Annotated in this window: 17 protein-coding genes and 2 pseudogenes; 11 read left to right on the forward strand and 8 right to left on the reverse strand. The window is 59.0% G+C overall.

The annotated features are described in order from the left end of the window. Positions 1 to 68 precede the first annotated feature (68 nt). From ACQ4W7_RS22705 to ACQ4W7_RS22715, 3 genes are read left to right on the forward strand one after another with little or no spacing between them, the layout of a single operon-like run. Positions 69 to 1,361: an efflux RND transporter periplasmic adaptor subunit gene (locus tag ACQ4W7_RS22705; protein ID WP_436533420.1), complete on the forward strand. Its 1,293-nt coding sequence runs from the start codon at positions 69 to 71 to the stop codon at positions 1,359 to 1,361. A gap of 31 nt (positions 1,362 to 1,392) precedes the next feature. Continuing rightward, positions 1,393 to 2,073, forward strand: coding sequence for an ABC transporter ATP-binding protein (locus tag ACQ4W7_RS22710; protein ID WP_426071802.1), 681 nt, complete (start codon positions 1,393 to 1,395; stop codon positions 2,071 to 2,073). Then, complete coding sequence (locus tag ACQ4W7_RS22715) at positions 2,070 to 4,460, forward strand: ABC transporter permease (RefSeq protein WP_426071803.1); 2,391 nt, start codon at positions 2,070 to 2,072, stop codon at positions 4,458 to 4,460. Before ACQ4W7_RS22710 ends, ACQ4W7_RS22715 begins: the two co-directional genes overlap by 4 nt. Before the next feature lie 389 nt (positions 4,461 to 4,849). Here ACQ4W7_RS22715 and ACQ4W7_RS22720 read toward each other — a convergent pair whose 3' ends face one another. The 6 genes and pseudogenes from ACQ4W7_RS22720 to ACQ4W7_RS22745 all read right to left on the reverse strand — a co-directional run. After that, a complete protein-coding gene (locus tag ACQ4W7_RS22720) occupies positions 4,850 to 5,302 on the reverse strand; it encodes a hypothetical protein (RefSeq protein ID WP_436533423.1) in 453 nt (150 codons plus the stop codon). 850 nt (positions 5,303 to 6,152) lie between these two features. Beyond that, positions 6,153 to 6,782, reverse strand: coding sequence for a phytanoyl-CoA dioxygenase family protein (locus tag ACQ4W7_RS22725; RefSeq protein ID WP_436533425.1), 630 nt, complete (start codon positions 6,780 to 6,782; stop codon positions 6,153 to 6,155). Positions 6,783 to 6,838: 56 nt separating this feature from the next. Continuing rightward, positions 6,839 to 7,771, reverse strand: coding sequence for a hypothetical protein (locus tag ACQ4W7_RS22730; protein ID WP_436533427.1), 933 nt, complete (start codon positions 7,769 to 7,771; stop codon positions 6,839 to 6,841). Positions 7,772 to 7,800: 29 nt separating this feature from the next. Further along, a complete protein-coding gene (locus tag ACQ4W7_RS22735; RefSeq protein WP_436533429.1) occupies positions 7,801 to 9,414 on the reverse strand; it encodes an SAM-dependent methyltransferase in 1,614 nt (537 codons plus the stop codon). Positions 9,415 to 9,750: 336 nt separating this feature from the next. Further along, positions 9,751 to 10,869, reverse strand: a complete 1,119-nt coding sequence (locus ACQ4W7_RS22740) for a hypothetical protein (RefSeq protein WP_436533431.1) — start codon at positions 10,867 to 10,869, stop codon at positions 9,751 to 9,753. Next, a pseudogene (locus ACQ4W7_RS22745) lies at positions 10,860 to 11,036 on the reverse strand (IS3 family transposase); the annotation flags it as partial. The gene ACQ4W7_RS22740 and the pseudogene ACQ4W7_RS22745, both read right to left, overlap by 10 nt. Before the next feature lie 85 nt (positions 11,037 to 11,121). Here ACQ4W7_RS22745 and ACQ4W7_RS22750 point away from each other — a divergent pair. After that, positions 11,122 to 11,451, forward strand: a pseudogene (locus ACQ4W7_RS22750) (integrase core domain-containing protein); the annotation flags it as partial. A gap of 160 nt (positions 11,452 to 11,611) precedes the next feature. Here ACQ4W7_RS22750 and ACQ4W7_RS22755 read toward each other — a convergent pair. After that, the gene (locus tag ACQ4W7_RS22755; protein ID WP_436533433.1) at positions 11,612 to 11,791 is read right to left on the reverse strand and encodes a hypothetical protein; all 180 of its coding nucleotides are present in this window, start codon (positions 11,789 to 11,791) and stop codon (positions 11,612 to 11,614) included. Here ACQ4W7_RS22755 and ACQ4W7_RS22760 point away from each other — a divergent pair. The 7 genes from ACQ4W7_RS22760 (at position 11,790) to ACQ4W7_RS22790 (ending at position 26,091) form a co-directional block, all read left to right on the forward strand. Continuing rightward, complete coding sequence (locus ACQ4W7_RS22760; protein ID WP_436533435.1) at positions 11,790 to 13,013, forward strand: lipase family protein; 1,224 nt, start codon at positions 11,790 to 11,792, stop codon at positions 13,011 to 13,013. The two genes, ACQ4W7_RS22755 and ACQ4W7_RS22760, sit on opposite strands and share 2 nt — an antisense overlap. A 112-nt stretch (positions 13,014 to 13,125) precedes the next feature. Beyond that, positions 13,126 to 13,971: a phage tail protein gene (locus tag ACQ4W7_RS22765; RefSeq protein WP_436533437.1), complete on the forward strand. Its 846-nt coding sequence runs from the start codon at positions 13,126 to 13,128 to the stop codon at positions 13,969 to 13,971. A 51-nt stretch (positions 13,972 to 14,022) separates the two neighbouring features. After that, the gene (locus ACQ4W7_RS22770; RefSeq protein WP_436533439.1) at positions 14,023 to 15,021 is read left to right on the forward strand and encodes a tetratricopeptide repeat protein; all 999 of its coding nucleotides are present in this window, start codon (positions 14,023 to 14,025) and stop codon (positions 15,019 to 15,021) included. Between the two features lie 78 nt (positions 15,022 to 15,099). Next, positions 15,100 to 22,059 (forward strand): YDG domain-containing protein, encoded by a 6,960-nt coding sequence (locus ACQ4W7_RS22775; protein ID WP_436533441.1) that lies wholly within the window; start codon positions 15,100 to 15,102, stop codon positions 22,057 to 22,059. Between the two features lie 8 nt (positions 22,060 to 22,067). Beyond that, positions 22,068 to 23,762 (forward strand): ShlB/FhaC/HecB family hemolysin secretion/activation protein, encoded by a 1,695-nt coding sequence (locus ACQ4W7_RS22780; protein ID WP_436533443.1) that lies wholly within the window; start codon positions 22,068 to 22,070, stop codon positions 23,760 to 23,762. Positions 23,763 to 23,924: 162 nt separating this feature from the next. Further along, complete coding sequence (locus ACQ4W7_RS22785; RefSeq protein ID WP_436533445.1) at positions 23,925 to 25,391, forward strand: sensor histidine kinase; 1,467 nt, start codon at positions 23,925 to 23,927, stop codon at positions 25,389 to 25,391. Between the two features lies 1 nt (position 25,392). Further along, the gene (locus tag ACQ4W7_RS22790) at positions 25,393 to 26,091 is read left to right on the forward strand and encodes a response regulator transcription factor (protein WP_436533447.1); all 699 of its coding nucleotides are present in this window, start codon (positions 25,393 to 25,395) and stop codon (positions 26,089 to 26,091) included. 34 nt (positions 26,092 to 26,125) lie between these two features. On the opposite strand, the gene ACQ4W7_RS22795 is transcribed toward ACQ4W7_RS22790, so the two are convergent. Beyond that, positions 26,126 to 26,357, reverse strand: a 232-nt coding sequence (locus ACQ4W7_RS22795; RefSeq protein WP_436533449.1) for an integrase core domain-containing protein, incomplete at its 5' end; no start/stop codon positions are given.

The following is a 26,357-nucleotide window of genomic DNA, read 5'->3' on the forward strand; positions in this document are numbered from 1 at the left end:
GCGTCTGTTGCTGGCACGCTGCTTGCTGATAGATGGCGAATACTTGTGCGAAAGACGTGAAAATAACTATGCCTGCTCCTCAATCTGCCATGCCCCATTTGCCGTCCAGCGGCGCGGCCATGGATACGCGCGTGCCGCGTGGCCGGCGCAAACTTGTCGTTGCCGGTCTGGCGGGCATGCTGCTGGTCGCGCTTGCCGCGGCGGGGTGGTGGGCCATGCCACGCGGCTTGCAGGTGCCTGCCGCCGAATTGCGCATCGGCGTCGTGGCGCGCGGTATTTTCCTCGATGAAGTGGTGGTGCGCGCCAGCGCCGAGCCGCTCCATTCCGTACTCCTCGATTCGGTCGAGTCGGGCCGCATCGAAGAGGTGCTTGCCAGCGATGGCGCGCTGGTCAAGAAGGGCCAGCTGCTGTTCCGCATCTCCAATCCGCAGCGCAACCTGGAACTGCTGGCCCGCAAGGCCGAACATGCGCAGCAGATTTTCAACTTGTCCAACTTGCGTGTGGCGCAGCAGGCCAGCGCCAGCGAACATCAACGCCGCCTCGATGACCTGGCGTTCGCGCTGCAGCAGGGCGGCAAGCAGCATGCGCGCAATGTCAGGCTGGCGGCGCAGGGCTTCATTTCCAGCATGGCGCTGGAGGAATCGGCCGACAGACTGCTGCAGCAGCAGCGCGCACTGGTGCAGGAGCAGCAGGCGGCGCAGGCGGAATCGCTCGTACGCCGCGATGCGGCCGGCCAGCTTGGCGCATCCATCGCGGGCCTCAGTTCGGGCCTGCTGCTGGTCGGCGCCACGGTCGACGCCCTGGCCGTGCGCGCGCCGTCCGCCGGCCGGCTGACGGACTTCCGCCTGCAGGTGGGCGAGTCGATTGCGACGGGCAAGAATGTGGGCCGCATCGACGACCCTGTGCGCTACAAGCTGTCGGCCAAGGTGGACGAGTTTTACCTGAACCGCATGGCGGCGGGACGGCATGCCAGCATCGTCCAGGCTGGGCAAAGCTACGCGCTGAGCGTGCAGACGATTTATCCGCAGATCAAGGAGGGCCGCTTCACGGTGGAACTGGTGTTCCTGCACGGCCAGCCGCCCGTGCTCAACCCGGGACAAAGCCTCGATGCGCAGATCACCCTGGGCGAGCCGGCTGCCGCGCTGCTGCTGCCGAACGGCGCCTTCATCAACGACAGCGGCGGCGCCTGGGTCTTCGTGCTCGATGCGTCAGGCGGGCAGGCGCAGCGGCGCGCCGTGCGTATCGGCCGGCGCAACAACAGCCAGCTCGAAGTGCTGCAAGGGTTGCAGGCAGGCGAGCGCGTGATCCTGTCGGCCTACGCGGCCTATGGAAATTCCCCCAGATTGCACATTAGCCGGTAAATTCCCCTCATCCTCAATAAAGGTACCACCCATGCTCAAACTAGTCGGCGTCAGCAAGATGCATCAGTCAGGCGATATCCAGACCAAGGCCCTGGATCGCATCGACCTCGAGATCGAGGCGGGCGAATATGTCGCCATCACCGGCCCGTCGGGCTGCGGCAAATCGACCCTGCTGGGTCTGCTGGGTTTGCTCGATATTCCCAGCCATGGCGAATACTGGTTCGAAGGCCAGAATGTGGCGGGGTGGCGCGAAGCGAAGCTCAATGCGCTGCGCCGCGGGCGCATCGGCTTCATCTTCCAGAGCTTCAACCTGATCGAGGAACTGAGCGTGTTCGAGAACGTGGAGCTGGCACTCGAGTACAACGGCACGCCGGCGCGCGAACGGCGCCAGCGCGTGGCCGCCATGCTCGACAAGCTGGGCGTGGCCCACCGCGCCGGACACCGGCCGTCGCAACTGTCCGGCGGTCAGCAGCAGCGCGTGGCGATCGCGCGCGCACTGGTGGCCGGGCCGGCCGTCTTGCTGGCCGATGAACCGACGGGCAACCTCGATACGGCGCACGGCAATGAAGTCATGCGCCTGCTGCGCAGCATCAATGCCGAGGGCACGACGGTGGTGATGGTGACCCATTCGCCCGACCACGCGGCGCAGGCATCGCGCACCCTGCATTTGCTGGACGGCCGCGTCATGGTCGACGCCTTGCAGGCCGCATGAAGGCGGCTGATTTTCGCATCGGCTGGCGCCTGCTGGCGCAGCAGCGGGGCGCCTCGGTCGCCGTCATCCTGGGTCTGGCGGTGGGTTTCGCAGCCTGCTTCCTGCTATTGGGCTTTGTCGGCTACAGCCTGGGCTACGATAGCCAGGTGCCGCAGCGCGAGCGCGTGCTGCTGGTCAAGCAGCGCATCAATCTGTTCATCCGCCCCGAGTGGCAGAACTTTGCCTACCTGTCGCTGCGCGACGTGGCGCAGCGCAGCGGCGCCGTTACCATGGCGAGCATCGTCAAGGAACTTGATGTGCCCGTGCAGCGCGGTGAGCGTCCGTATGCGCTGAACGTGCAAGCGGTCGATGTGGATTTCGCCAGCCTGTTTGGCGTGACGGCGCTGCAGGGCGATCTGCGTTCGGCGCTGGCGCAGCCCGATGCGGTGGCGCTGACGCAGACGGCGGCGCGCAAGCTGTTTGCCGACGCGCCCGCGATGGGCCAGTTGCTGCAGATCGGCGGCGTCACGCTGAAGGTGCGCGCCATTCTGCCTGACCATCAACGCAACACCAGCGTGCCGTATGAAGTGTTGGTGGGCACGCTCAGCACTGCCTGGCCGGCGGCGCAGCGCGAGGCCGCTTTTGCCGGCAGGGGGCGCGGCGCCATCTACCTGCAGATGCGCCCCGGCGTGGCACCCGACGCGCTGGCGGCGCTGCTGCAGCAGGCTGTCAACGACTCGCCGCAAGACCGGCAGGTGCGCGGGGCATCCATGGGACGCGCGCTTAACGGGCGCAACGTCACCGACATCGCGCTGCTGCCGCTGGCGCAGGCTTACTTCGATGCGGACCTGTACAACAGCCGCGCGGCGGCGCGCCATGGGCAGCGCGCCAGCATGGTGGGACTGGCCGTGCTGGCGCTGCTGATACTTGCCCTGGCCGTCATCAATTATGTGAATCTGGCCACCGTGCGCACCTTGCGCCGCCAGCGCGAAATTGGCGTGCGCAAGCTGCTTGGTGCGGGTGCGGCGCGCCTGATGCAGCAGTTCCTGGCCGAGTCGGTGCTGACGGCGTTGCTGGCCGCCGCCGCCGGCTTGCTGCTGGCCTGGCTGGCGCTGCCGCTCTTTGCCGAGCTGGTACAGCGGCCGCTGGACGATATGTTCACCGCCTGGCGCTGCGTCGGCGCCTTGCTGTTTGGCGTGTTCACGGGCTTGTGTGCGGGCGCCTATCCCGCCTGGTGTGCGCTGCGTGTGCGGCCCGGTCCCGCGCTGGCGGGCCGCGGCAACAGTGAAACAGCGGCTGGCCTGTGGTTGCGCCGCGTGCTGACGGTATTGCAGTTCGGCGCCGCCATGGCGCTGTGCGCCGCGACCCTGGCGGTCGGCTGGCAATCCTGGTATGGCAGCCACGCCTCGCCCGGCTTCGCGCCGGACGGCTTGCTGGTGCTGGACTTGCCGCCCGGGAGCGAAGAGAGCCCGCAGGCGCGCGCCTTCGAAGAGGCGCTGGCGCGCCTGCCCGGCATCGCCGGCGTGGCGGGCATCCTGGAAGCGGTAGGGCGTGATAGCAGTAAGGTCGTCGGCAGTGTCAGGACGCGCGACGGGCGCGACGTGCGCCTGGAATACAAACCCATGACGCCGGGCTGGTTTGCGCTGTACCGCATCGTGCCCTTGCACGGGCGATTGTTCGATGCGGCGCAGGACCGGATCGGCAGCCAGGTGGTGGTGCTGAATGCGGCGGCGGCGCTGGCGCTGGGCTATCCCACGCCGCAGGCCGCCGTGGGGCAGGCGATGCCGGACGGGCAGGTGATTATCGGCATTGCGCCGCCGATCCGTTTCCAGGACATGCGCCAGGCGGCCCAGCCGATGCTGTTCGATCTGCGCCATGGCGGCGCGCTGTCCTTGCGCAGCAATGATGATGTGGCAGCGGCGCATGCGCGCATCGAGCCGCTGTGGCGGCGCTATTTTCCGGAGCGCATGCTGGCACTGCGCACGGCGCAAAGCCTGTTGACGGCGATGTATGCCGAAGACCTGCGCCTGGCGCGCATGCTCGGCCTGGCCAGCCTGATCGCCATGCTGCTTGCCGCCTTCGGCATTTACGTGCTGTCGGCCTATAGCGTGCAGCGGCGCAGCCGCGAAATTGTGCTGCGCAAGTTGCATGGCGCAGGCCGCGCCGCCATTGCCCGTCTGGTGGGGCGCGAGTTCATGCTGCTGCTCGCCGCCGGCGCCGTATTGGGACTGCCGCTGGCGGCCCTGGGTATCGCGCGCTACCTGGCCGGCTTTGTCGAACGCGCGCCGGTGGGCGCCTGGCCTCTGGCGGCGGCATTGCTGCTGGCCATGCTGGTGGCCTTGCTGGCCACCGTGCGGCACACCTGGTCGGCCATGCGCATGGCGCCGGCGCAAGCCTTGCGCGATTGAGGCGGGCTTGCGGCAGGCGTCGGCCTCGGGCACTCCCGGCCGATGGGCGCCCTGCAATTGCGACGCGTTACAATGGCGAGCGTGCACGTCAGCCAGCACGCGAGATGCTGATACTTATATGTATACGTGCCAGTGTACTTCTGCGCTCTTCGCCTGGGAACAGGATGGGCTTGTCGGTGTTACGTCGGAATAGAAACTTGAATGAGGTCTTTTTGAAATCAAGGACTTAAGATTGCCAGCTCTTCTTCATCTCACACGTGCTTTCTTGAATCGCTTCCTTTACGAGCTACTTTATAGCTCGCTATTTTAATATATTCTTGAATGGATCTTGGCGTATGAATTCGGGTACGGGCGACCGGCAGTGATAATGGGGTCTTATAAGAGCCGCGTTATGGCTGGTGAGTCGCTGGTAGCGGAAATAAGCGATGACACTCCCAAATTGAAGCTATCAGCTCCAGGTTTCGCCATAGAAATGCCGCAGGTGAGCCACTCTGTTGTGCAGCTTGATCAACAGCCATCACTACAATCTGAACCGGCGCCTCTTGAAGAAAATGTACGATATTGGAAACATAGTCTTCAGGTACATCACCGGTCGTCAAAATACTGCGCAAAGTTTCTGGTGTGAGTGTTTTTCGATAGCTTACGCTGCATGTCTGCGCTGCCATCCAGAGCCACTGTCGGGGCTTCAAGGGGGCCATGGTAATCGGGTTTAGACCGAGCACATGTGGAAGATCTAGTGGGCCAAAGCCTTCCCCAGCGCTGGCCATGAGTTGTGCCTGCGAAATCGTCAATCCTAAAGTCGAGCAACGCTCTACAATAGTTTTGAAGTCAGTTGGTTTCATCGTTCAAGTATGGCATACGAAAAGGGAATTAAAGAGCTTCAAAAAACCTCATCCAAACAATAAGCGTCAAGACGACCTTCTGACTAAGGAATTGGTATTTGACGTGATCTTAAGCTGAGTCTACGTGGTGCCCGCTTTCCTGTGCAACATTATCCATGTCGCGGAGTACTAATTACCTTGTCGCCGGGTGAAGTGCTGGCCAAACTGCTGCAACCGGTCACCACCTGGGCGTGTTCCTGGATCGGGAGAAGCTTAATTTGTAGAAGTTGTTTGCGCCCCTTTTTTTCTTGGCACCGAAGAAGTCAAAGAAGGAAGGCATTCGAACAAACGCTCCGCATAGACGAATCCCATCCTTCTTACTGCATTCTCATCAAAGTACAGTAGCCAAGCGGCAAGTAGTGCGAGCGAGATGAGCAGCGTCAAGCCTGCAGCAAGGCCAGTGTTAAGTTGCACTGAAAATTGACCCACTTTCCCCACGAATTTGCAACGGAATCTGACCCACGTTAGTAGCACAATTCCACCTGTCTTATCGGCAGGAGATCGGAGTGATCAACGTGGCTCTACTCGGTATCATTCGACGCTGGCATGCTCCTGGACGACTTGCACATAGATTCTGACGACGTCGAGGACTTGTTGGAGGACATTGCCGCGCGGTCGGGATACTCGCTCGATGAGACCGAAAACAACCCTTTCTACGGGAAGGTAAATACGGTTCATGATCTGGTTCTATTCATCAATGCGCAACCACGATTGGCCACTGTTCGACTGTCCGCTTAAGGGCAATACCTAGCAACGACGGCAGCCGGCCACAAGCGAACCTTGTGTCACTGGTTCATTGTGCGCCCTCATATTATGGGGTCGCGTACAGGCCCAATTTTCTAGCGATGGAAACATCCTTCGGTACGAAGCGGATATCCAGACTGATCCGTGACAATGGCGTGTTATTCGGGTATGAGCCGTGCATTAGATGATAGGCGTCGAAAACGAGCATCTCGCCTGGCTGCAAAGCAACCGGCCGGTAAATTCCGGAGTCGACGGTTTCCTCGATATGAATTGAGTTAGTGCCCCATACCCGCGTCAAGGGAATCCATAAATTGAGCGATTGAGCTGACACGCCATACTTCGGATCACCGTCTCGGTGAAAGGCCGATGCTGTGCCCGCCCCGGCCAGATGGCAACGAATGCTAGGCGGGAATTGGATTTTCAGAACCTCGCCAATCAGCGGTATGAGAATTTCGTTGCATATCCGCTCAAGCGGCTCTTTGATCTGCTCAGCGTGGTCTTTCAGCTGATTGACCCTATAGTACAAACGATGGACATAGCTGGAAAAAACTTGCGGATCGGGCAGCTGGTGAATAAGTTCCAGTGCGTCCACGCCGAATATCGCCTTGGCCCACGCCGCAAGATCGCTCGCACCCGTATCGTGGCGTAAAACCGGCATGGCGGCGCCGTCCGGAAACAGGAGACGATAGTTTTTCATGTCAAATCAGGAGCGGGTAGCGCAGGAGCCACTTGGCGGCAGCCCCTGCCCCTCCTTTACGAGTTGCTCGGTTTGCGCGACAGCTTGCTAGCCGCCGCAGCATCGGCATCCGCATTCACGGATTCGGACGCCGCCGGCTTTTTCACGGGCGCGTTCTGCTCCGTTTCCGCGATAATCACTTCCACCACCTCCACCTCTACTACCTCCACCACTTCGGTCACCTCTGTTACCTCGGTCACTTCCGTCACTTCCGTCACTTCGGTCACCTCCGTCACCTCCGTCACTTCCGTTACTTCGGTGGTCTCAGTCGTCGACGAGCTGATTGCTATGGCAACCACGACGGTGATGGTCGGTGGCTCGGGTGTTGCTTTGGTTGTGCCAGTAAAATTATTCTCCGACGGCTGATCGCCGTTGACCCAATTGTCGCCGAAGAATGTCAAATAGCCAGACGAATCCTTGGCAAACTCGATAATGACGTTCTGTGCATTGCCGCCGGACATAAACCATGACAGCTGGTCCAGGTTCGCTGTGCCCGACGTGCCCTGGTACACGTAGTTGCCGATGTCCTTGCCGTTATAGGAAACATTCGGGGATGAAATGACCACGGTACCGTCGCTGGTCCACTTAGAGCCGTTCTTTTGGAACGCGTTATAAGTGCCATTCCAGACCGACAAGTCGTCCGGCGCGGCCGATGAAATTCCCGAAAAATTGCTGGTGGAAGGCAGGTCGGCGCCGCCCTCTGCAATTTTCCCGAAAAATCCGTTATTACCGCTATTGACATAAAATGAGACAGATGCGGACGAACTGTTGCCAGACGACGCCAGCCAGCTCATTGACGTCGCGGTAATAGTCGGGTTGATGATCTTAACCCCGTCCAGGGTCACGGTATTTGCACCCATATTCACTACAATAACTGGACCGCCCCCCCAAGTCTTGCCATCCGACTCCAGAATGAACGACATGTAATTACCTGAATAATTCGTGCTCATGGTATGTGGTCTCATGAAATATCGGCGAATTAGCGGACGGAAGATCCGACCACACCGGTCAAATTGAATTTCTCTGGAAGGACTGCGCTGTTTGGTGAGAATTTTCCGAGCAAATTGACGGCCTCATTTTCCCGGAAGAACGTCAGGATCGCGGTGGAATTATTATGTTCCGAGTATTTCCAGATCACATGGTCATTACTGAAGGTGGGATCGCGTACGACCTTGTCATTGACTTTGACAAGATTCGCGCGCAAATCGATCGATATATTTGGGTTAGGCTCCGCCCCACCTCCGTTGAACTGGCATTTATAGTCACCGGAAAAGTCCAGGTCCTCCTCGAACACAATGTCTTCGGTCGCCCGGGTGACCGCTGAAGGTGTGGTCGCGAAACCCTCGTCCAGGAGCCATTTCACGAGGCGAGCCTCATAGCCGCCCGCGCTGATTTGCTTGCTCTTCATCTTGTGATGCTCGGCCCGTTGCATAGAGGCGTACCGGTCGGCAAGCAGAGGATTCTTCAACGCTTCGGTAACAAACATCTTTGCCTCCACGTCGCGATCCCGCTTGAAGAGCATGCGAAGCGCGCCATGATGTTGGATCGCGAGCATGTTCCGCTCATACGGAGTCAGGCCTGGCACGCTCTTTAGGTATCCATTTGGGTTGGCTTTGAATTTGCCCAATTCATCGAAATTCAGTGCGAGCGTGGACACCAGTTCGTACAGTGCTTTCGAGCTGTGACTGAATTTGTAGCCGTCAGGGATCGTATGGGCGGCGATATTCTTTAACGCTGCCTTCTTGTAGGACGGGTAAAGATCGTGATCGCAGATAAGCGGGGTCGCGCGAGCCTTGCCTGCGTTCAAACCCAGCTTCGCAGAGGCAGAGATGTCACTGTCGGCCATGCGTGCGGCCGGGATGAAAAAAGTCGAGATGCCTGTGACCGACTTGGCAACCTCAGAATCCCTGAAATCGGCAAGCCTATGCCTGTCGATCTTGGGCTTGGCCATGGAGAACATACTGGCGACATAGTTAATGACTTCCTGATCGGGCGAATAGAATTCTTCCAGGTAGTCCAGCAAGATATTGAGTTTCTCGTTGCCATACCCGTGGAACTTGAACCCAACGTCGCCCACACAACCCACCTGCCACACCACGGCATTGATTTCGGTGTTAATCGGTCTCTTGCGCAGCAGTAGGTCGGTCGCTTCATAAGTTTGCAGGCCAGGAATACTGGGATCGACACCCAGATCAGCAAACAGGCAATCCTCCGCTGAAACACCCGGCAACATTTCGGCTTCATAGCCCTCACGCCGAGCTATTTCGATGGAATTGTGCGATGGCGTTACAAACACCCCTGGGTGGCCGTAGAACAAGGCACACACGTACTTACCCGCTCTAACCTCCTCCATGATGCGTTCAATCATCTGTGTATAGGTGATGATCCGGTTTTTATCGTTGCCGTAGTATTGATATAGATCGAACGCATTTGGATTCTGCTGCTCGATCCACATATCGGTCACCGGGTCCGATGCGGCATACAGCACAATATCCGCCTGCTGCAAATGCGCCTGTGACTCTAGCGTGAAATGCGCGATCGATTTTATTCCCGAACCAATAACAACCAATTTACCATTCTTTATCGCACTCATATGTTATTCCTTATAGAGATTGACCAAAAAACACGAGAGGTTGAAGCAAAAATATTAACGGGGCTGTGACTGGCGCTGCAGACACATGCATAGTAATTTGATCAATTACTATGGAGCCGAAATGAGCAGATTTTCGAATAATTCAGGATTTGGTGCGAGAATAAAGACAAAATCTCTAAATCTTCTATTGCACAATCTCGCAACCATTTTATAGTATCAGAAGAATTTTATGAAAAGTCTCACCAAAAATAACAACAATGCATATTAATTATTCCTCCCGAACAATTCTTCTGTCCAGCGGGCGTAAATATCCTTCTGGGGCCGCTTTGCTTGCTTTCAATTGGACGACATCGCGCTCTCGCTCACGATGGCCTTTTCTTCCTTGTTGATCGACTGCTTAGGGGCGAAAGCAGTCTTTCGCTGGCATAGGGACATGGCCGCAGCCCAATCTGAACGCGGGCGATGACCAACGAGAACGAGTGGCGGCGTTCTATACGATTGGCTGGCGGCGGTCATTGAGAACATGTGACGGTGCATGATCGCGACAAGTTGCCAGGCCTCGCGCACGACGCGAGGCACTCGATTCAATGGCACATGTTGCAAACAGGAATCCTGGACACGCCGATAGGCCGTGCCCACCGGCTCATCCGCACCAGGCTCGCATCCCGTGTCCGCATGTCGCAGCGAAAAATGCAGGAGCTGCACTTTCAATACCACGGCAGCTTCCACTCTAACGAGCATGGCCGGAGTCAAGATCGCATCTTCTTGGTGCAGCAATCGCTGGACGCCGCATCCTGTCGCGATCCGCAGGCCGCCGTCCTTTTCAATAAATTTCGCCGTGAGCGCACCGGCCACCTGCCGGGGCCGTTCCAACGCATCGAACCAGATTTTCTCAGCCTCAGTCGTCCCATTCAAATGCATGTGGGTTTCATCCAAGCCCTCGGCCCGGCACAGATAATCGATAAACGGATCGTCGTCCACCGGCAGCGTCGACTCGCACAGCCATGCGCGCATACGTGCCAGAATCTGCTGGCGCTCGCCAAAGACCGGGGCTGCGAATCCGGGTAGCGCAACGCGCTCCGCGATCCACGTCGATGTAATCAATAGAGGCGGCACGACCAGCACCAGGTCTTGCCAGGGAGCGAGCAACCTGGTCTTGACACGAATTGACCGGTCATTCCCTTCGCAAAGGAAGGTGCGGGCAAGCGCAGTCAACAGATCCGGGAGGTCATGGTCGAAATGATCGGTAAGCGCGGCATGCGTGGCGCGATTAGCTCTCGCCTCCGGCGCGCCGGCAGTTGCCGCACGATCGATATTTTTCAAGGCGCGCGCGATCCGGTTTTCGATGGCTTCGTCGGTCAGTCCAGATTGAAAACGCATCATCTGGCAGAAACGTCCTTGCGTGTAGTCGAAATGGCATTCCCCCATTAATACGGACGCTTCCGTTAGGCGCATTTTTGATTTTCAAACTGTACCGGGCCGATGTAGCCAATGGTGGAATGACGTCGATGTGGATTGTAGAACCTTTCTACATAGTCGAACACATCAGCGCGTAAATCATCCCGGGTCTGGTAGTGCTTTTTGCTCAGGCGCTCGGTCTTAAGCGTCGAGAAGAAGCTTTCCGATCGCTGACCGCTTTAGTCCGATGATCAGGTCACCCTCCCAATGCCCCGGGACCGCACGATCGTCGGCTTCTGCAGGCCGGTTCCCAGCGGCAAGCACTCGTTTGACGTTCTATGCAGACAGCTGTTGATCGAACATCGCCTGATCCCGCCACGTCATCCTCAGACCAACGGCATGGTGGAACGCTTCAACGGCCGCATCAGCGAGATCGTCAATCAGACCCGTTTCGCGTCCAGGGCCGAACTCGAATCGACACTGCGCAATTACCTGAAAATCTATAACCACAACATCCCACAGCGTGCTCTCAACAACGAAACGCCGATTCAGGCAATGAAGAAATGGCAGGCAAAAAAGCCAGAATTATTCGTTAAACGTGTTTATAACCAGGCGGGTCTTGAAGCGTACCCTATGTAAAAACCAGTAATTTTTTTAGAAGGGAATAGTGAACGGACGTCACAATTGGTCACTTCCGGTGGGTATTGGTAGTTTGTCACTGAAGCAACTTAATCCCTATACTAAGCCAATTAAAGCCTCGGTAAGATAATGATTAATGAAAGAATGCTAGGGGTATTGCTCAAGCTGTCAATCCGGTCTCTTTTATTCCAAAAGAAATAGAAATGCCGCCGTACCAATCTTGGCCAGGAAAATAAGAAAGAAGAGCAATCTGAGCATGATATTTAAGATCGACCATTAAAATTCTATTCATCGGTAAGCAGTTTTTCTCACGTAATTTCTTGGCAAAGAAAGAGATCATGTCAGCAAATTTTGATGTTTTTCAGCAGACGTTTACCCTGTCCTTATTATCGAACCTGGCTTCTAACTATATAGCAAAAGATCGCTATGTTCCGGGTACGCATGGGGACCCGCTTGAAACCCAGCTTGCGGAGAATATACAGTTGGCATTGTCCACGCCAGCGGTCGCGGCAGGCTTGGGGAGCGACTGGCAAATCGTATGGGGGCCAGCTGTCTGGCGCAGAGCAGACTCCAGAGTCATGGAAAATGCCGCGGTTGTTTTTTATAATCCCGAAGTCACATTTGAAGATGGGACCACAGCGGCAAGCTATGTGGTTGCTATTGCCGCAACCAATTTAATATCCGGTTATGACTGGATCGTGGAAGATTTCACGGTGTCGTCTACCGTCAGCTGGGCGCACTATAATCCCGCAGTACAGCCTTCCACTGTCGTTTCGCGCGACTCTCTCATGCCCGTCATTTCCAAGGGCACCGCGACGGGCGTCAGGCACATTGCTGCATTGAAGCCGACGGATCCGGCCCACGGGCAGACCAGTCTTTCCGATTTTATCGGGCAGCTCAACGGCACGGCAAGCGCCGGGGCGCGCATTACCTTCACCGGGCATAGCCTTGCCGGTGCGCTGGCGCCGACTTTTGCCTTGTACCTGAAGGAACATGGCGCACTGTCGGCATTTGAGCGGATACAGGTTTACCCGACCGCCGGAGCATCTCCCGGAAATAAAACCTTTTCCAATCGGTTTGGCCAAGCCTTTCCGCGGAAGTCTGCCGGAGAGCAGCCTTGGCAGAGCTGGAATGTGCTGATCCACAATCAGTACGATATCGTGCCGCATGCATGGAGCCTGAGCACGCTTCTTCAATTATTGACTGTTTACGGCAACTCCGATGCCGAGGGCGGCGTAAAACTATCTGAGCAGATTTATGGCGTGGTGCTTGCCGCATTGGCCGATTCCGCCGCCTCGAAAACACTCTACGCCGCTTTGCCAAACGCGGCATTTTCGTGCGGGTCTCCAGGGCCTGCCCCTGCAACTGCACTCGAGTATCTCAGCATGGCAGGGATCCAGCATGTCAAGACTTATATCTCCGCAATTCTCGGTCCGGATTTTCTTGCTATTGAACATGCGTCAACTGTTCCTGGCGTCATCGAATTCGTTGATGCACAGCGGCGTATCGCGGAGCTTGTCAGCCTCCTGGAAAAAATTCTTCATCCTGGCGCTAGCGGCTAGCGGCTAGCGGCTAGTGAAGGGCCGGTGCATCGATTACGTCAAGGCGCACTGGCAATGCAGAAAGTTTACGCAGCACATAAAACGTTTGCTTTACATCAAGGGGAAATAAGAAATGAAATCTGTAGTCAAGAAGCACTTTTCTCGCGCCGCACTGATCGCCGGCATCGTATCGGCCGCCTGGACGCCGAACAGCTATGCCTGTTCCGACACCCCCGTCCTGGCGAGCATCTGCATCATGGCCGTGCCTTTCAATTTCGGCAGTTTCAATCGGCAGTACGTGCTGGCCGCCGGCCAGGACATGCCAATCAATATCAATGCGGCGCTGTATTCGCTGATCGGCACTACTTACGGCAGCACTGGCACGAGCATGTTCAAGCTGCCTGACCTGCGCGGCAGGTTTATGGTTGGCGCCAACGGCACGAGCTACCTGGCCGGCGACAAGGCGGGGAACGATGCCATCAGTCTGACAGTTGCACAGTTGCCACCGATTTCCTTCAAGGTGGGCGCCATTCCAGTCGATCTGAGCCAGCTGAAGGTCAGCGTGGACTTGCCTGCGCTGAACGGCACGGTAGCCATTGCCGCTGCCACGGGCACCGGCACGGTAACGGACTTGAAAATGAATGTGGCCAATACGACCAACGGCGTCGCTTCGCCTTCGGGCGCCTACCTGGGCAAGGCACCTGCTGCTTCGTCTAGCATCTATGTCTCGTCGGCACCGGATGCGACGCTGAATGCCGGCGCCATCAGCGGCGGCAGCGTGTCGGTCACGGTTCCTGCCAGCACGGCCAGTGTGTCGATGCCCGCCAAGACGCTGGCAGGCGCCATTGGCGGCACCGCAACGGCCGCAGGCCCGACGATTACCTTCGGCGGCGGTGATGCAATTGATAACAGGCCGTCTTACATTGCATTGACGTACTACATCGCGGCCACCAACGGCATGTATCCAAGCCGGGACTAAGCTTGCCCTTGACGATCTGATCGTCCTTGAACCGGTGGCATGTGGATGCGCATGCCACCGCTGATGACTTTATCTGGAGTATTTACTTTGCGTATCCTGGCTGTTGCAGCGCTGATCGCAGCGCTGCTTGTCGCGTTACAGGCCGGCGCCGCGCCACGCGAGCTGAGCACTGAATTGAAACAGGCCGACAAGGCACTGGCCGCTCACGAATATGCACTCGCCTACAAGGCATACGCGCGCGTCGCCGCCCGCAACCCCCTGGCGCAATTCAACCTGGGCTTGATCGAGCGCGAAGGGTGGGGCCGCGCGCGCAATCCTGCCGCCGCCTGCGCCTGGTTCGGCAAGGCTGCGCAGGGCAACATTCCGGCCGCGCATCAATTTTTTGGCGATTGCCTGGCTGACGGGATCGGCCAGGCGGCCGACGGCAAGGCGGCCGAAGCGTGGTACCGCAAGGCGGCGCAGGCGGGCATCGTGTATGCGCTGTGTTCTGCCGGTCAGATGTACATCCGCGGGCAGGTCGTCGGCAAGGATGTCGAGCACGGCCTGGGGCTGTGCGCGCAAGCGGCGCAGGCAGGCTCGGCGCCGGCCATGCTGCGCATCGCCGATTATTACAAGGATGGCACGGAAGTGCCGCAGAATCTGGCGGCAGCGCGTTACTGGTATCAGCAGGCCGCGGAAAACCGCGACCATCTGGCGCAATACCGCCTGGGCGTGATGCTGGGGCAGGGCGAGGGCGGCGACGCCAATCCGGCGCTGGCCCTGTCATGGCTGGAGCATGCCGCTGCCGAAGGGTATGCCCCGGCCTATTTACCGGTGGCCATTCTGTATGCCAACAGCGCGCCGGACCCGGCCACCGGTGCGCTGACGCCGGCCAGCCTGGCGAAGATATATATGTGGAACAGCGCTGCCAGAGCCACCACAAACAATGCGGCAACGCTGGCCGAGATCAAGCGTATTGCTCAACTGGTCAATCAAGTGATGCCGGCAGAGTGGAAGCCGGCGCTTGACCGCCGGGTTGCCGAGCATCTGGGCAGATTTTCTGCCAATTAATTAACGTACAGACAACAAGCGGCATGCCATCTGCGCATCGGACCGCCAACCAGAGAAACCACCATGCGCCATGCTTCCATGAACAGAATTTATCGACTCATCTGGAGCCATGTGCACCACGCCTGGGTCATCGTGCCGGAACGCACCAGGGGCCGGGGCAAGGCCGCCAATCGCAGCATCCTCTTCAGCGCCTTGCTGGCGGCCGCCCCTGTCGCCATGGCGGGGCCGACAGGCGGCCAGGTGACCGCCGGCAACGGCTCCATCAGCCAGAACGGTGCCACCACCACGGTGACGCAAGCGAGCCAGAACCTGTCATTGCACTGGCAGTCGTTCAATACCACAACCCAGGAAACGGTCAATTTCGTCCAGCCATCGGCCAGCGCCATTGCCGTCAACCGCATCGGCGACACGAATGCCACGCAGTTCTTCGGCCGCCTCAATGCCAATGGCCAGGTCTACCTGATCAACCCGAATGGCGTGCTGTTTGGCGCCGGATCGCACATCAACGTCGGTGGCCTGGTGGCCTCCACGCTCGATATCGGCGATGCGGACCTGAATGGCGCGACGCGCCATTTCAGCGGCAGCGGCACGGGCAGCATCATCAACCAGGGCAGCATCAATGCGGCCCATGGCGGCTATGTTGCCTTCATCGCCAATACGGTCAGCAATCAAGGCAGCATCGACGCGGCGGCGGGCACGGCGGCGCTGGGCGCCGGCAGCGACGTCACGCTGTCGTTCGCCGGCGATAGCCTGGTGCATATGCAGGTCAAGCAGAGCACGCTGAACAACCTGGCCGAAAATGGCGGCCTCATCAAGGCCGACGGCGGCGCGGTCTGGCTTTCGGCCGGCGCCAGGGATGCGCTGCTTGCCAGCGTGATCAATAACACGGGCATCGTTCAGGCGCGTAGCGTGCAGAATGTCAACGGTTCCATTGTGCTGGCGGCGGGCAGTGCGGGCAGCGCGACGAATAGCGGCACGCTCGACGCGTCCGGTAGCGGCGGCGCAGGTGGCGGCAGCGCGAAAGTGCTGGGTGGCACGGTCAAGCTGGCGGCAGGCAGCGTGATTGACGTGTCTGGCGAGGGCGGCGGCACGGCATTGGTCGGCGGCAATTTCCTCGGTGGCGGCAGCGAGCAACGCGCGCACACGACCCTGGTCGACGCTGGCGCCTCGATCAAGGCCGATGCCATCAGCCGCGGCAATGGCGGCAATGTGGCGGTCTGGTCCGACAACAGCACGCAATTCAATGGCAGTATCACGGCGCGCGGCGGCGCGCTTGCCGGCAACGGTGGCAAGGTGGAGACCTCCGGCAAGGCCTTGAACGTCAAGGCCAGCGCCGCCGTCAGTACGGCTGCGCCGCAGGGCGCTGCGGGAGAATGGCTGCTCGATCCCGATGATATCCTAATCGGCAATGCGAGTATCTGGGGAAATGGTTACGGCATCAACGTCGACACGCGCGTCCTGTCGACGGCGCTCAATAATGGCAACGTGACCATCAAGACCAGCGGAACCACCGCCAGTTGCACGGGCACGACGTGTACCCCTGGCAGCGCCGGCAATGGCGATATCATCATCCTCGATGGCATCGGTTTCGGCAATGACTACTCCGTCGTCGGCTATCCCAGCATCCCTAACTGGACCAGCAATACGACGCTGACGCTGAGTGCCTATCGCCATGTTCAGTTCAGATTGACGAATGGCGTCTCTTTCGGCGGATCAGTCAGCGATCTTGGCGGCGGTATCGAGGCGCAAGGGGGCGGCAACATCGTGCTGCGGGCCGACAATGGCGCCAGGGGCATGGGCACCGTCATCTTTGATGACCCCAGCGCCATTCATAGCAATATTTTCCTCGTGGGTGGTGCAAGCGCCGTCAGCATCTATTACAACCCGAGCAGTTATGACACACCGACCGATTACACTACGTACATCAACAATCCCGGTCAGCTGACTGCCTATATGGCAGTCAATTTGAGCGCTACGGTAGCACCCAAGGTCTATGACGGCACGACGAACGCCGGCTTGGCCGGGCTCAACAGCCTGCTGGCCATGCCGGGCGGACTGACGCTCGATACTGCCGGCCAGACGGCCACTTTTACCGACAAGAATGCCGGCGCCAACAAGTCGGTGACGATCACTGGCGTCACGTTCAGTGGCGGCGGCACCACGATTGCCCACAATGGCCAACACTATTACCTGAATGGCCTCGACAGCAAGACGGGGACGATCACGCCCAAAAGCATCAACCTCGGTGGCCTGTCTGCCAGTGACAAGACCTACGATGGCACCACCAGCGCCACGCTCACGGGGGCGGGCATTTCGGCGTCAGACCTGGTCGGCGGCGATATCGTGTCCCTGGCCGGTGGCGCCGCCACTGGTACGTTCGCCGACGCCAACGCCGGTACTGGAAAAACCGTCGCCGTCACTGGCTATGCGCTGACGGGCATGGATGCGGCCAACTACACTCTGGTGCAGCCGGTCGGCGTGACGGCCACCATCCACAAGGCCGACCTGATCCTGTCGGGCGGCAAGACCTACGACGGCGGCACGTCCGTGGCGGGCGGCACGCTGACGGCCACTGGCGTGGCCGGACAGACCTTCAGCGTCACCGGCGCCGGCGACGCGTCCAACCTGGTAAGCAAGAATGTGCAAGCCGGTGCGGCACTGGGCAGCACCACGGGTCTCGGCCTGGGCAGCAGCGGCAATGGCGGCCTGGCGGGCAACTACAATGTGCTGGGCACGGCGGGCAGCAGCTATACCGTCACCGCCAAGGGCATCACCCTGACGAGCATCGGCGCCGTGGACAAAACCTACGATGCGACGACGACGGCGACCTTGAATACGGCGAATGTGGCGTACTCCGGCATGATCGCGGGGGACAACGTCACCCTGGGTGGCCAGGGTGTCGGCCACTTTGCAACCAAAGATGCCGGCGCGAATAAAACCGTTACCGTCTCTGGCTTCAGCCTGGGCGGCGTGGACGCCGGCAACTACGTCGTCACGCAACCGACGGGCCTGACGGCGACCATCGGCAAGGCGGACCTGGCGGTGTCGGGCATAGGCGCCGTGAATAAAACCTATGATGCAAGCGCCGGCGCAACACTGAGCGGCACGGCCGGCGTGAACGGCTTGCTGAGTGACGTCGTCTCGCTCGTCGGCACGGGTAGCGGCAGCTTTGCCGACGCCAATGCCGGTACTGGAAAAACCGTCAGCGTCAGCGGCTATGCGCTGACGGGCATGGATGCGGGCAACTACAACCTGGTGCAGCCGGCCGGCGTGACGGCCACCATCCACAAGGCCGACCTGGTCTTGTCTGGCGGCAAGGCCTACGATGGCTCGGCGGCTGTCGCGGGCAGCACGCTGACGGCAACCGGCGTGGCGGGACAGACTTTCAGCGTCAGCGGTTCCGGCGATGTTTCCAACCTGGCCAGCAAGAATGTGCAAGCAGGAGCGGCGCTGGCTAGCGCCACGGGCCTCATGCTGGGCAGCAGCAATAATGGCGGCTCGTCCATCAACTACAATGTGCTGGGCACGGCGGGCAGCAGCTATACCGTCACCGCCAAGGGCATCACCCTGACGGGCATCGGCGCCGTGGACAAAACCTACGATGCGACGACGACGGCGACCTTGAATACGGCGAATGTGGCGTACTCCGGCATGATCGCGGGGGACAACGTCACCCTGGGTGGCCAGGGTGTCGGCCACTTTGCAACCAAAGATGCCGGCGCGAATAAAACCGTTACCGTCTCTGGCTTCAGCCTGGGCGGCGTGGACGCCGGCAACTACGTCGTCACGCAACCGACGGGCCTGACGGCGACCATCGGCAAGGCGGACCTGGCGGTGTCGGGCATAGGCGCCGTGAATAAAACCTATGATGCAAGCGCCGGCGCAACACTGAGCGGCACGGCCGGCGTGAACGGCTTGCTGAGTGACGTCGTCTCGCTCGTCGGCACGGGTAGCGGCAGCTTTGCCGACGCCAACGCCGGTACTGGAAAAACCGTCAGCGTCAGCGGCTATGCGCTGACGGGCATGGATGCGGGCAACTACAACCTGGTGCAGCCGGCCGGCGTGACGGCCACCATCCACAAGGCCGACCTGGTCTTGTCTGGCGGCAAGGCCTACGATGGCTCGGCGGCTGTCGCGGGCAGCACGCTGACGGCAACCGGCGTGGCGGGACAGACTTTCAGCGTCAGCGGTTCCGGCGATGTTTCCAACCTGGCCAGCAAGAATGTGCAAGCAGGAGCGGCGCTGGCTAGCGCCACGGGCCTCATGCTGGGCAGCAGCAATAATGGCGGCTCGTCCATCAACTACAATGTGCTGGGCACGGCGGGCAGCAGCTATACCGTCACCGCCAAGGGCATCACCCTGACGGGCATCGGCGCCGTGGACAAAACCTACGATGCGACGACGACGGCGACCTTGAATACGGCGAACGTGGCGTACTCCGGCATGATCGCGGGGGACAACGTCACCCTGGGTGGCCAGGGTGTCGGCCACTTTGCAACCAAAGATGCCGGCGCGAATAAAACCGTTACCGTCTCTGGCTTCAGCCTGGGCGGCGTGGACGCCGGCAACTACGTCGTCACGCAACCGACGGGCCTGACGGCGACCATCGGCAAGGCGGACCTGGCGGTGTCGGGCATAGGCGCCGTGAATAAAACCTATGATGCGGGCACCGGCGCGAGCTTGAGCGGCACGGCCGGGGTCAACGCCTTGCTGAGCGACGTCGTCTCCGTCGTCGGCACGGGCAGCGGCAGCTTCGCCGACGCCAACGCCGGCACCGGCAAGGCCGTCAGCGTCAGCGGCTATGCGCTGACGGGCATGGATGCGGGCAACTACAACCTGGTGCAGCCGGCCGGCGTGACGGCCACCATCCACAAGGCCGACCTGGTCTTGTCTGGCGGCAAGGCCTACGATGGCTCGGCGGCTGTCGCGGGCAGCACGCTGACGGCAACCGGCGTGGCGGGACAGACTTTCAGCGTCAGCGGTTCCGGCGATGTTTCCAACCTGGCCAGCAAGAATGTGCAAGCAGGAGCGGCGCTGGCTAGCGCCACGGGCCTCATGCTGGGCAGCAGCAATAATGGCGGCTCGTCCATCAACTACAATGTGCTGGGCACGGCGGGCAGCAGCTATACCGTCACCGCCAAGGGCATCACCCTGACGGGCATCGGCGCCGTGGATAAAACCTACGATGCGACGACGACGGCGACCTTGAATACGGCGAACGTGGCGTACTCCGGCATGATCGCGGGGGACAACGTCACCCTGGGTGGCCAGGGTGTCGGCCACTTTGCGACCAAGGATGCCGGCGCGAATAAAACCGTTACCGTCTCTGGCTTCAGCCTGGGCGGCGTGGACGCCGGCAACTACGTCGTCACGCAACCGACGGGCCTGACGGCGACCATCGGCAAGGCGGACCTGGCGGTGTCGGGCATAGGCGCCGTGAATAAAACCTATGATGCGGGCACCGGCGCGAGCTTGAGCGGCACGGCCGGGGTCAACGCCTTGCTGAGCGACGTCGTCTCCGTCGTCGGCACGGGCAGCGGCAGCTTCGCCGACGCCAACGCCGGCACCGGCAAGGCCGTCACCGTCAGCGGCTATGCGCTGACGGGCATGGATGCGGGCAATTACAACCTGGTGCAGCCGGCTAGCGTGACGGCCACCATCCACAAGGCCGACCTGATCCTGTCCGGCAGCAAGACCTATGATGGCACGGCGTTGGTCGCGGGCGGCACGCTGACAGCTACCGGCGTGGCGGGACAGACCTTCAGCGTCACCGGCTCCGGCGACGTGTCCAACCTGACCAGCAAGAATGTACAAGCCAGCGCGGCGCTGGGCAGTACCAGCGGTCTGGGCGTTGGCAGCAGTAGCAATGGTGGCCTGGCGGCCAACTACAATGTGATGGGCACCGCGGGCAGCAGCTATACGGTCACAGCCAAGGGCATCACCCTGACGGGCATCAATGCCCTGGATAAAACCTACGATGCGACGACGACGGCGACCTTGAGTGCCACAAACGTGGCGTATTCCGGCATGATCGTGGGAGACAACCTCATCCTTGGCGACCAGGGTGTCGGCCACTTTGCGACCAAGGATGCGGGCGCTAACAAGGCGGTGAGCGTGTCCGGTTTCAGCCTGGGTGGCCTGGACGCGGGCAACTACGTCGTCACGCAACCGACGGGCCTGACGGCGACCATCGGCAAGGCCGATCTGTCACTGACGGGCTTATCTGTCGCGGACAAGGTCTACGATGCCACGATCTCGGCGGTACTGAACGGCAACGCCGCTCTTTCCGGCGTCCTTGGTAGCGACAGCGTTTCGTTGAGCGGTACGCGAACTGCCAGCTTCGCAGACAAAAATGTCGGCGCCAATAAATCGGTGACTATCAGCGGTTACGGCCTGACCGGTGCCGATGCCAGCAACTACAATTTCATCGATCGAAACATGCTAACCGGTAACATTACGCCAGCATCGATTACGGTCAGCGGCATCACCGTGGCCGATAAAGTGTATGACGCCACCACGGGAGCCACGGTCAACACCAGCAATGCCACGCTGGCGGGCAAGTTCGGTTCGGATGTGATTACGATTGCCTCGACCGGCCAGTTCTCCGACACGGCCGTTGGCGTCGGCAAGGCAGTGAATCTGAGCAGTGTTTATGGTGGGGCCGATATCGGCAACTACCGCATTACCGGACAAGAGCGCGCATTCGCCAGCATCAAGGCCGCGCCTGTTGTTGTGCCAGACACGCCGGTCGTGAATGTCAGCGCCACGCAGATGCAGCAGATTCAGAGCGTGGTAACGCAAGTGCAGTCGTCCGTATTGCCGCCGCAAGCGTCGGCGCAGCCGCAAGCATTGAACTTGTCGTCGACACTGGTAGTGCAGCGGACTGGCGCCGGCAGTGGCGATGCCGCGCGTGCGCAGGAAGGCGCCGGCGCGTCGCCGCTCAATACCGCGACAGGATTCGGCACGCCTGCGCCGACGCTGCAAATTCAAAATGGCGGCATACAGTTGCCGCTCGTCGCCACCAGCATCACAGAATAAGAAATTACATGACCACCCTATTCAAGCAGCCCTTGTTGATGAAGCCCCTGTATGCCGCATTGTTGCTGGTACCGCTCGATGCCTATGCCGCCGAGCCTCAAACGACGCCCAATGCCGGTTCGATTTTGCAGCAATTGCAACCGGCAATTCCTGCTGTTGTGAAGCCGAATGCGCCGACGCTTGAGGTCAAGCCGAAAACCGATGCCAGCTTGCCTCCGTCACAGCCAATTCAAGTGAGCGCGCTGCGCATCACCGGCAATACCGCGTTTGCCACACAGACGCTGCACGCGCTGGTTGCCGATCAGGAAGGTAAAAGCCTGACGTTGCCGCAACTCGACGAGCTGGCAGGGCGAATCACGGCGTACTACCAGGACCGTGGCTTTCCAATGACGCGGGCTATCATTCCGGTTCAGTCGATCACCGACGGCGTCATCCTCATTCAAATCGTCGAGGCACACTACGGCAAAGTCCGGCTCAACAATCGCAGCGAAGTCAGCGACGCCTTGCTCCATGCCAGCCTGGCTTCGCTCAGCGGAGGGCAATTGATTGCCGATGTCGAACTCAATCGTGCCTTGCTGTTGCTGTCCGATGTGCCAGGCGTTGGCGTGAATGCGATTCTCAAGCCGGGCTCGGCAGTAGGCACGGCCGACATGGATGTCGAGGCGCGCTACAACCGGGTTCCCCTGGCTAATATTGCGCTGGACAATTACGGCAACCGCTATATCGGGCGCACTCGCCTGAGCGGCAACTTTAATATCGTCAATCCGTTTCATCATGGCGATATCCTGAGCGTCAACCTCATCAGTACGGGGGAGGGCATGAATTATGGCCGGGTAGGATACGATACCTTGCTCAACGGCCAGGGTACTCGGATCGGGGGCGCTTATTCCGCATTGCATTACAAGTTAGGTAGCACCGCCCGTGCGCTTGATGCCAATGGTACCGCCAAGCTTGCCAGCTTGTGGGTGAAACAGCCATTGATTCGCACTAAGCAATACAACTTCTATGCGCAATTGCAATACGATGCCAAAAATCTGCGCGATCATATCGATGTCAGCAGTCTGCGCACCGACCGGCAATTGCATAACTGGATAGCGAGCGTGAGCGGTGACTTGCGCGATGGCCTGCTGGGCGGCGGCACGAGCATCGCCAGTCTGAGCTGGACCAGTGGTCGTGGTCGTTTTGATACTCTCTCAGCTGCAGCGGCGGATGCCGCTACCGCACGCACCGGTGGCGGATACTCGAAGTGGAATGCCAATATCGCCCGCCTGCAGGGGCTGACGCTCCGCGACTCGCTGTACATCAACTTGAGTGGACAATGGGCTGACGGCAATCTTGACTCTGCTGAAAAAATGACAGCCGGTGGTCCCTACACTGTCCGCGCCTATGACAGCGGCGTTCTTTCTGGCGACACCGGTTATGCCGGCACGGTGGAAATGCGCCATGAGCTTGGGACATTGCTGTTGGGGAAATGGCAGGTGCTGGCCTTCATTGACAGTGCATATGTCAAAGTTAACCGCCATCCGTGGAGTAAGGCAGAGAATAGCGCGACCCTGTCTGGCACAGGTGTCGGCCTGAACTGGGCTGGTCCCGACCAGTGGCGCGCGAGCGTTTCTGTGGCGACGCATCTGGGTGCGGCGCCGTCAATGTTGGCCAAGCCGTCGTCGGTGCGTGTCTGGCTGGTCGCGAGCAAAGGCTTCTGATTTTTGGCCTTTGCCGATCTGGTAAAATATGCAAAATACCGGATAGGCTAAAAGTTTCTTGCCAATATGGCGAAATAGCGAAAAATCATCGAAGCGTGACGACAAGGGCTGCCTGCCGTATTCGTTCAAGGAAAAGACCATAGGCTGTTTCAAGCACCTGATATGGCCATCGCTCAAGCTGGAGAGTTTGACCGGCGGCCTACTCTTACGCTATCCGAACAAACTGTCCCCATGGATCATCTAACAGCAAGCATTGCATTATCCATTACACAGTTATGTATTTCGGCAACGATGATTGGCGTCTATTTTGCCGCGCCCATCGAGCGTTATACGCGGCTGTGGGCCATTTCCGGAGTGCTGACCGCCGTTGGAATGACCATCATCATATTCAATGCTTTCCGCCCACCAGGCTTGATGTTAATGGTGGGGAATACTGCATTGTTTTCTGGCTGTGTCGTCGTGTGGGTCGGGCTTAGAGCTTTTTTTGGGAGGCAAAGAAGCCGCTGGGCGTATTTTCTCATCGCTTTATTTGCATGTTCGTATCTTCTACTAATAGAAAACAACGCGGGGTTTTTCTCCCGCGCCTGCCTTAGCAGTGCCAGCCTGATTCTGGTTTTTGTACTGTGCCTGCAAACCTTATTGGCACGACATCCGGAAGCCGCTTCCAGCAAGCTTGGCTATGCTCGGGAAATGGCGATTATCGGTTTATTGATGCTGATTACCGCGCATATCTTGCGCATTGTCGTATTACTCTACAAGCCTGTGGCAGTCAGTGCGGCATTGATGTCCCAGATCCATATCGTAGCCGTCTATCTGGTGCCGCTCGCGGGAACCTTGTTATTTTTCCCTGCCTTGCTGCTGCTGTATTTTGAGCGTATCAAGCATCAACTGTTGCTGTCATTGGAGTCCAAACAGGAAGTGCTGGAAAATCAGACCCGCTTCGTGGAGATGTTTTCGCACGAATACCGTACACCGCTGGCTGTCATCCGGACGAATCTGGACATTCTGCAGAATAAGGAGCGGTCTGGCGCTAAACACCTCGGTTCCAATCTCGAAAAAATGCAACGTGCGGTATTGCGATTGGTTGAAGTGGCGGAAACCGCGCTGCAAAGGGACCAAAATAGTGACGGGAAAGCGGCTATCCTCCACGAACCGATCCTGATGCCCGACTTTCTTTGCAGTGTCATTGAAGAAGCCGCCCATTTCTGGAGCGAGCGTGCGCCACGACTTGAGTTTGAATGTACGAAACCCATCGTCTTTTACGGGGATCGCAAGTTGCTGAAGACTGCGGTCTTGAATGTGCTCGATAATGCGATCAAATATGGGCCGAAACAAGGGATTGTTCGTGTTAAATTGAGGAAAAACAATGGTACATTGCTCCTCACCGTAGACGACAATGGCACCGGTATTCCTGAGTATGAGCTGGATCTGGTCTATGGAAAGTATTTTCGTGGCAGCCGCACCGGTTTCATCGCCGGCAGCGGCATCGGCCTATATCTGGTCCGGCGCATTATTGGTCAGCATGCGGGCAGCATACTTCTGATGAATCGTCCTGGAGGCGGTACTTCAGCGACCATCACCTTACCTTTTCCTATAGAGGAGGCGCAAAGCGGTGCCATTGAAAATTAGAGTGTTATTAGTAGAAGATGATGAGGATTTGCGAGATAGCGTGGTGGAATGGCTCGAACTGAACGGCATGCATATCATTGCGGTCCGCAATGCGGCTGAGTTTTATCAGGCTTTGCCGAAATGCGATTGCCAGATAGCCGTGATCGATGTTGGCCTGCCGGATCAAGATGGCTACGTACTGGCCGAATATGTGCGAGCCAATACCAATATGGGTATCGTCATCTTGACCGCCCGTAGCGCAATAGAGGACAAGCTCAAAGGTTATCACTGCGGCGCAGACCAGTATCTGGTCAAGCCCGTGGATTGCCGTGAACTGTCAGCGGTGATTGGTAGTATCGCGCAGCGCGTAAAGAAAACGGCCGTGGAAGCACCGGAAATCTCGGAGCGGTGGACTATTTTTTCTACGCAATGGGAACTCCACCTTGCACAGGATGTTCAGGTAGCACTCAGCCTGAAGGAATTGATATTTCTCGAATTACTGGCAAGCAAGCCCGGCCTGCCGGTACAAAAAAAGACTATTTTGACCAAGCTGTATCAGCGCGACGACTACCATAGCGGCCGTTCGTTGGATTCGCTAGTGCGTCGCCTGCGTGCAAAAATCGTCAGTCAGGCTGGCGTCGATATCCCGATCCGTACTGTGCATTCAGTCGGATACTGTTTCGCTGGTGAGATTGCTATTGTGGACGGCGAGTCCAGCTGACTGAGGTGTACTGTCAATAGCGGACACTCTTGTTTCAAGCCGCCTGTGGTTGTTTGCTGAATTTTTCAGCAAACAACGCGGGCGGAACATTGCCGAGGCGCGAGTGGCGCCGCTGGCGGTTGTAAAAGCTTTCGATGTATTCCTGTATCGCAGCTTTCGCGTCGGCCCGGGTCGCGTAGCGTTGATGGTGCACCAGCTCATTTTTCAAGCTGCCCCAGAAGCTTTCCATGGGCGCGTTGTCGTAGCAGTTTCCTCTGCGCGACATG

The organism is Janthinobacterium algoris (genome assembly GCF_051380935.1).
Lineage (GTDB): Bacteria > Pseudomonadota > Gammaproteobacteria > Burkholderiales > Burkholderiaceae_D > Janthinobacterium.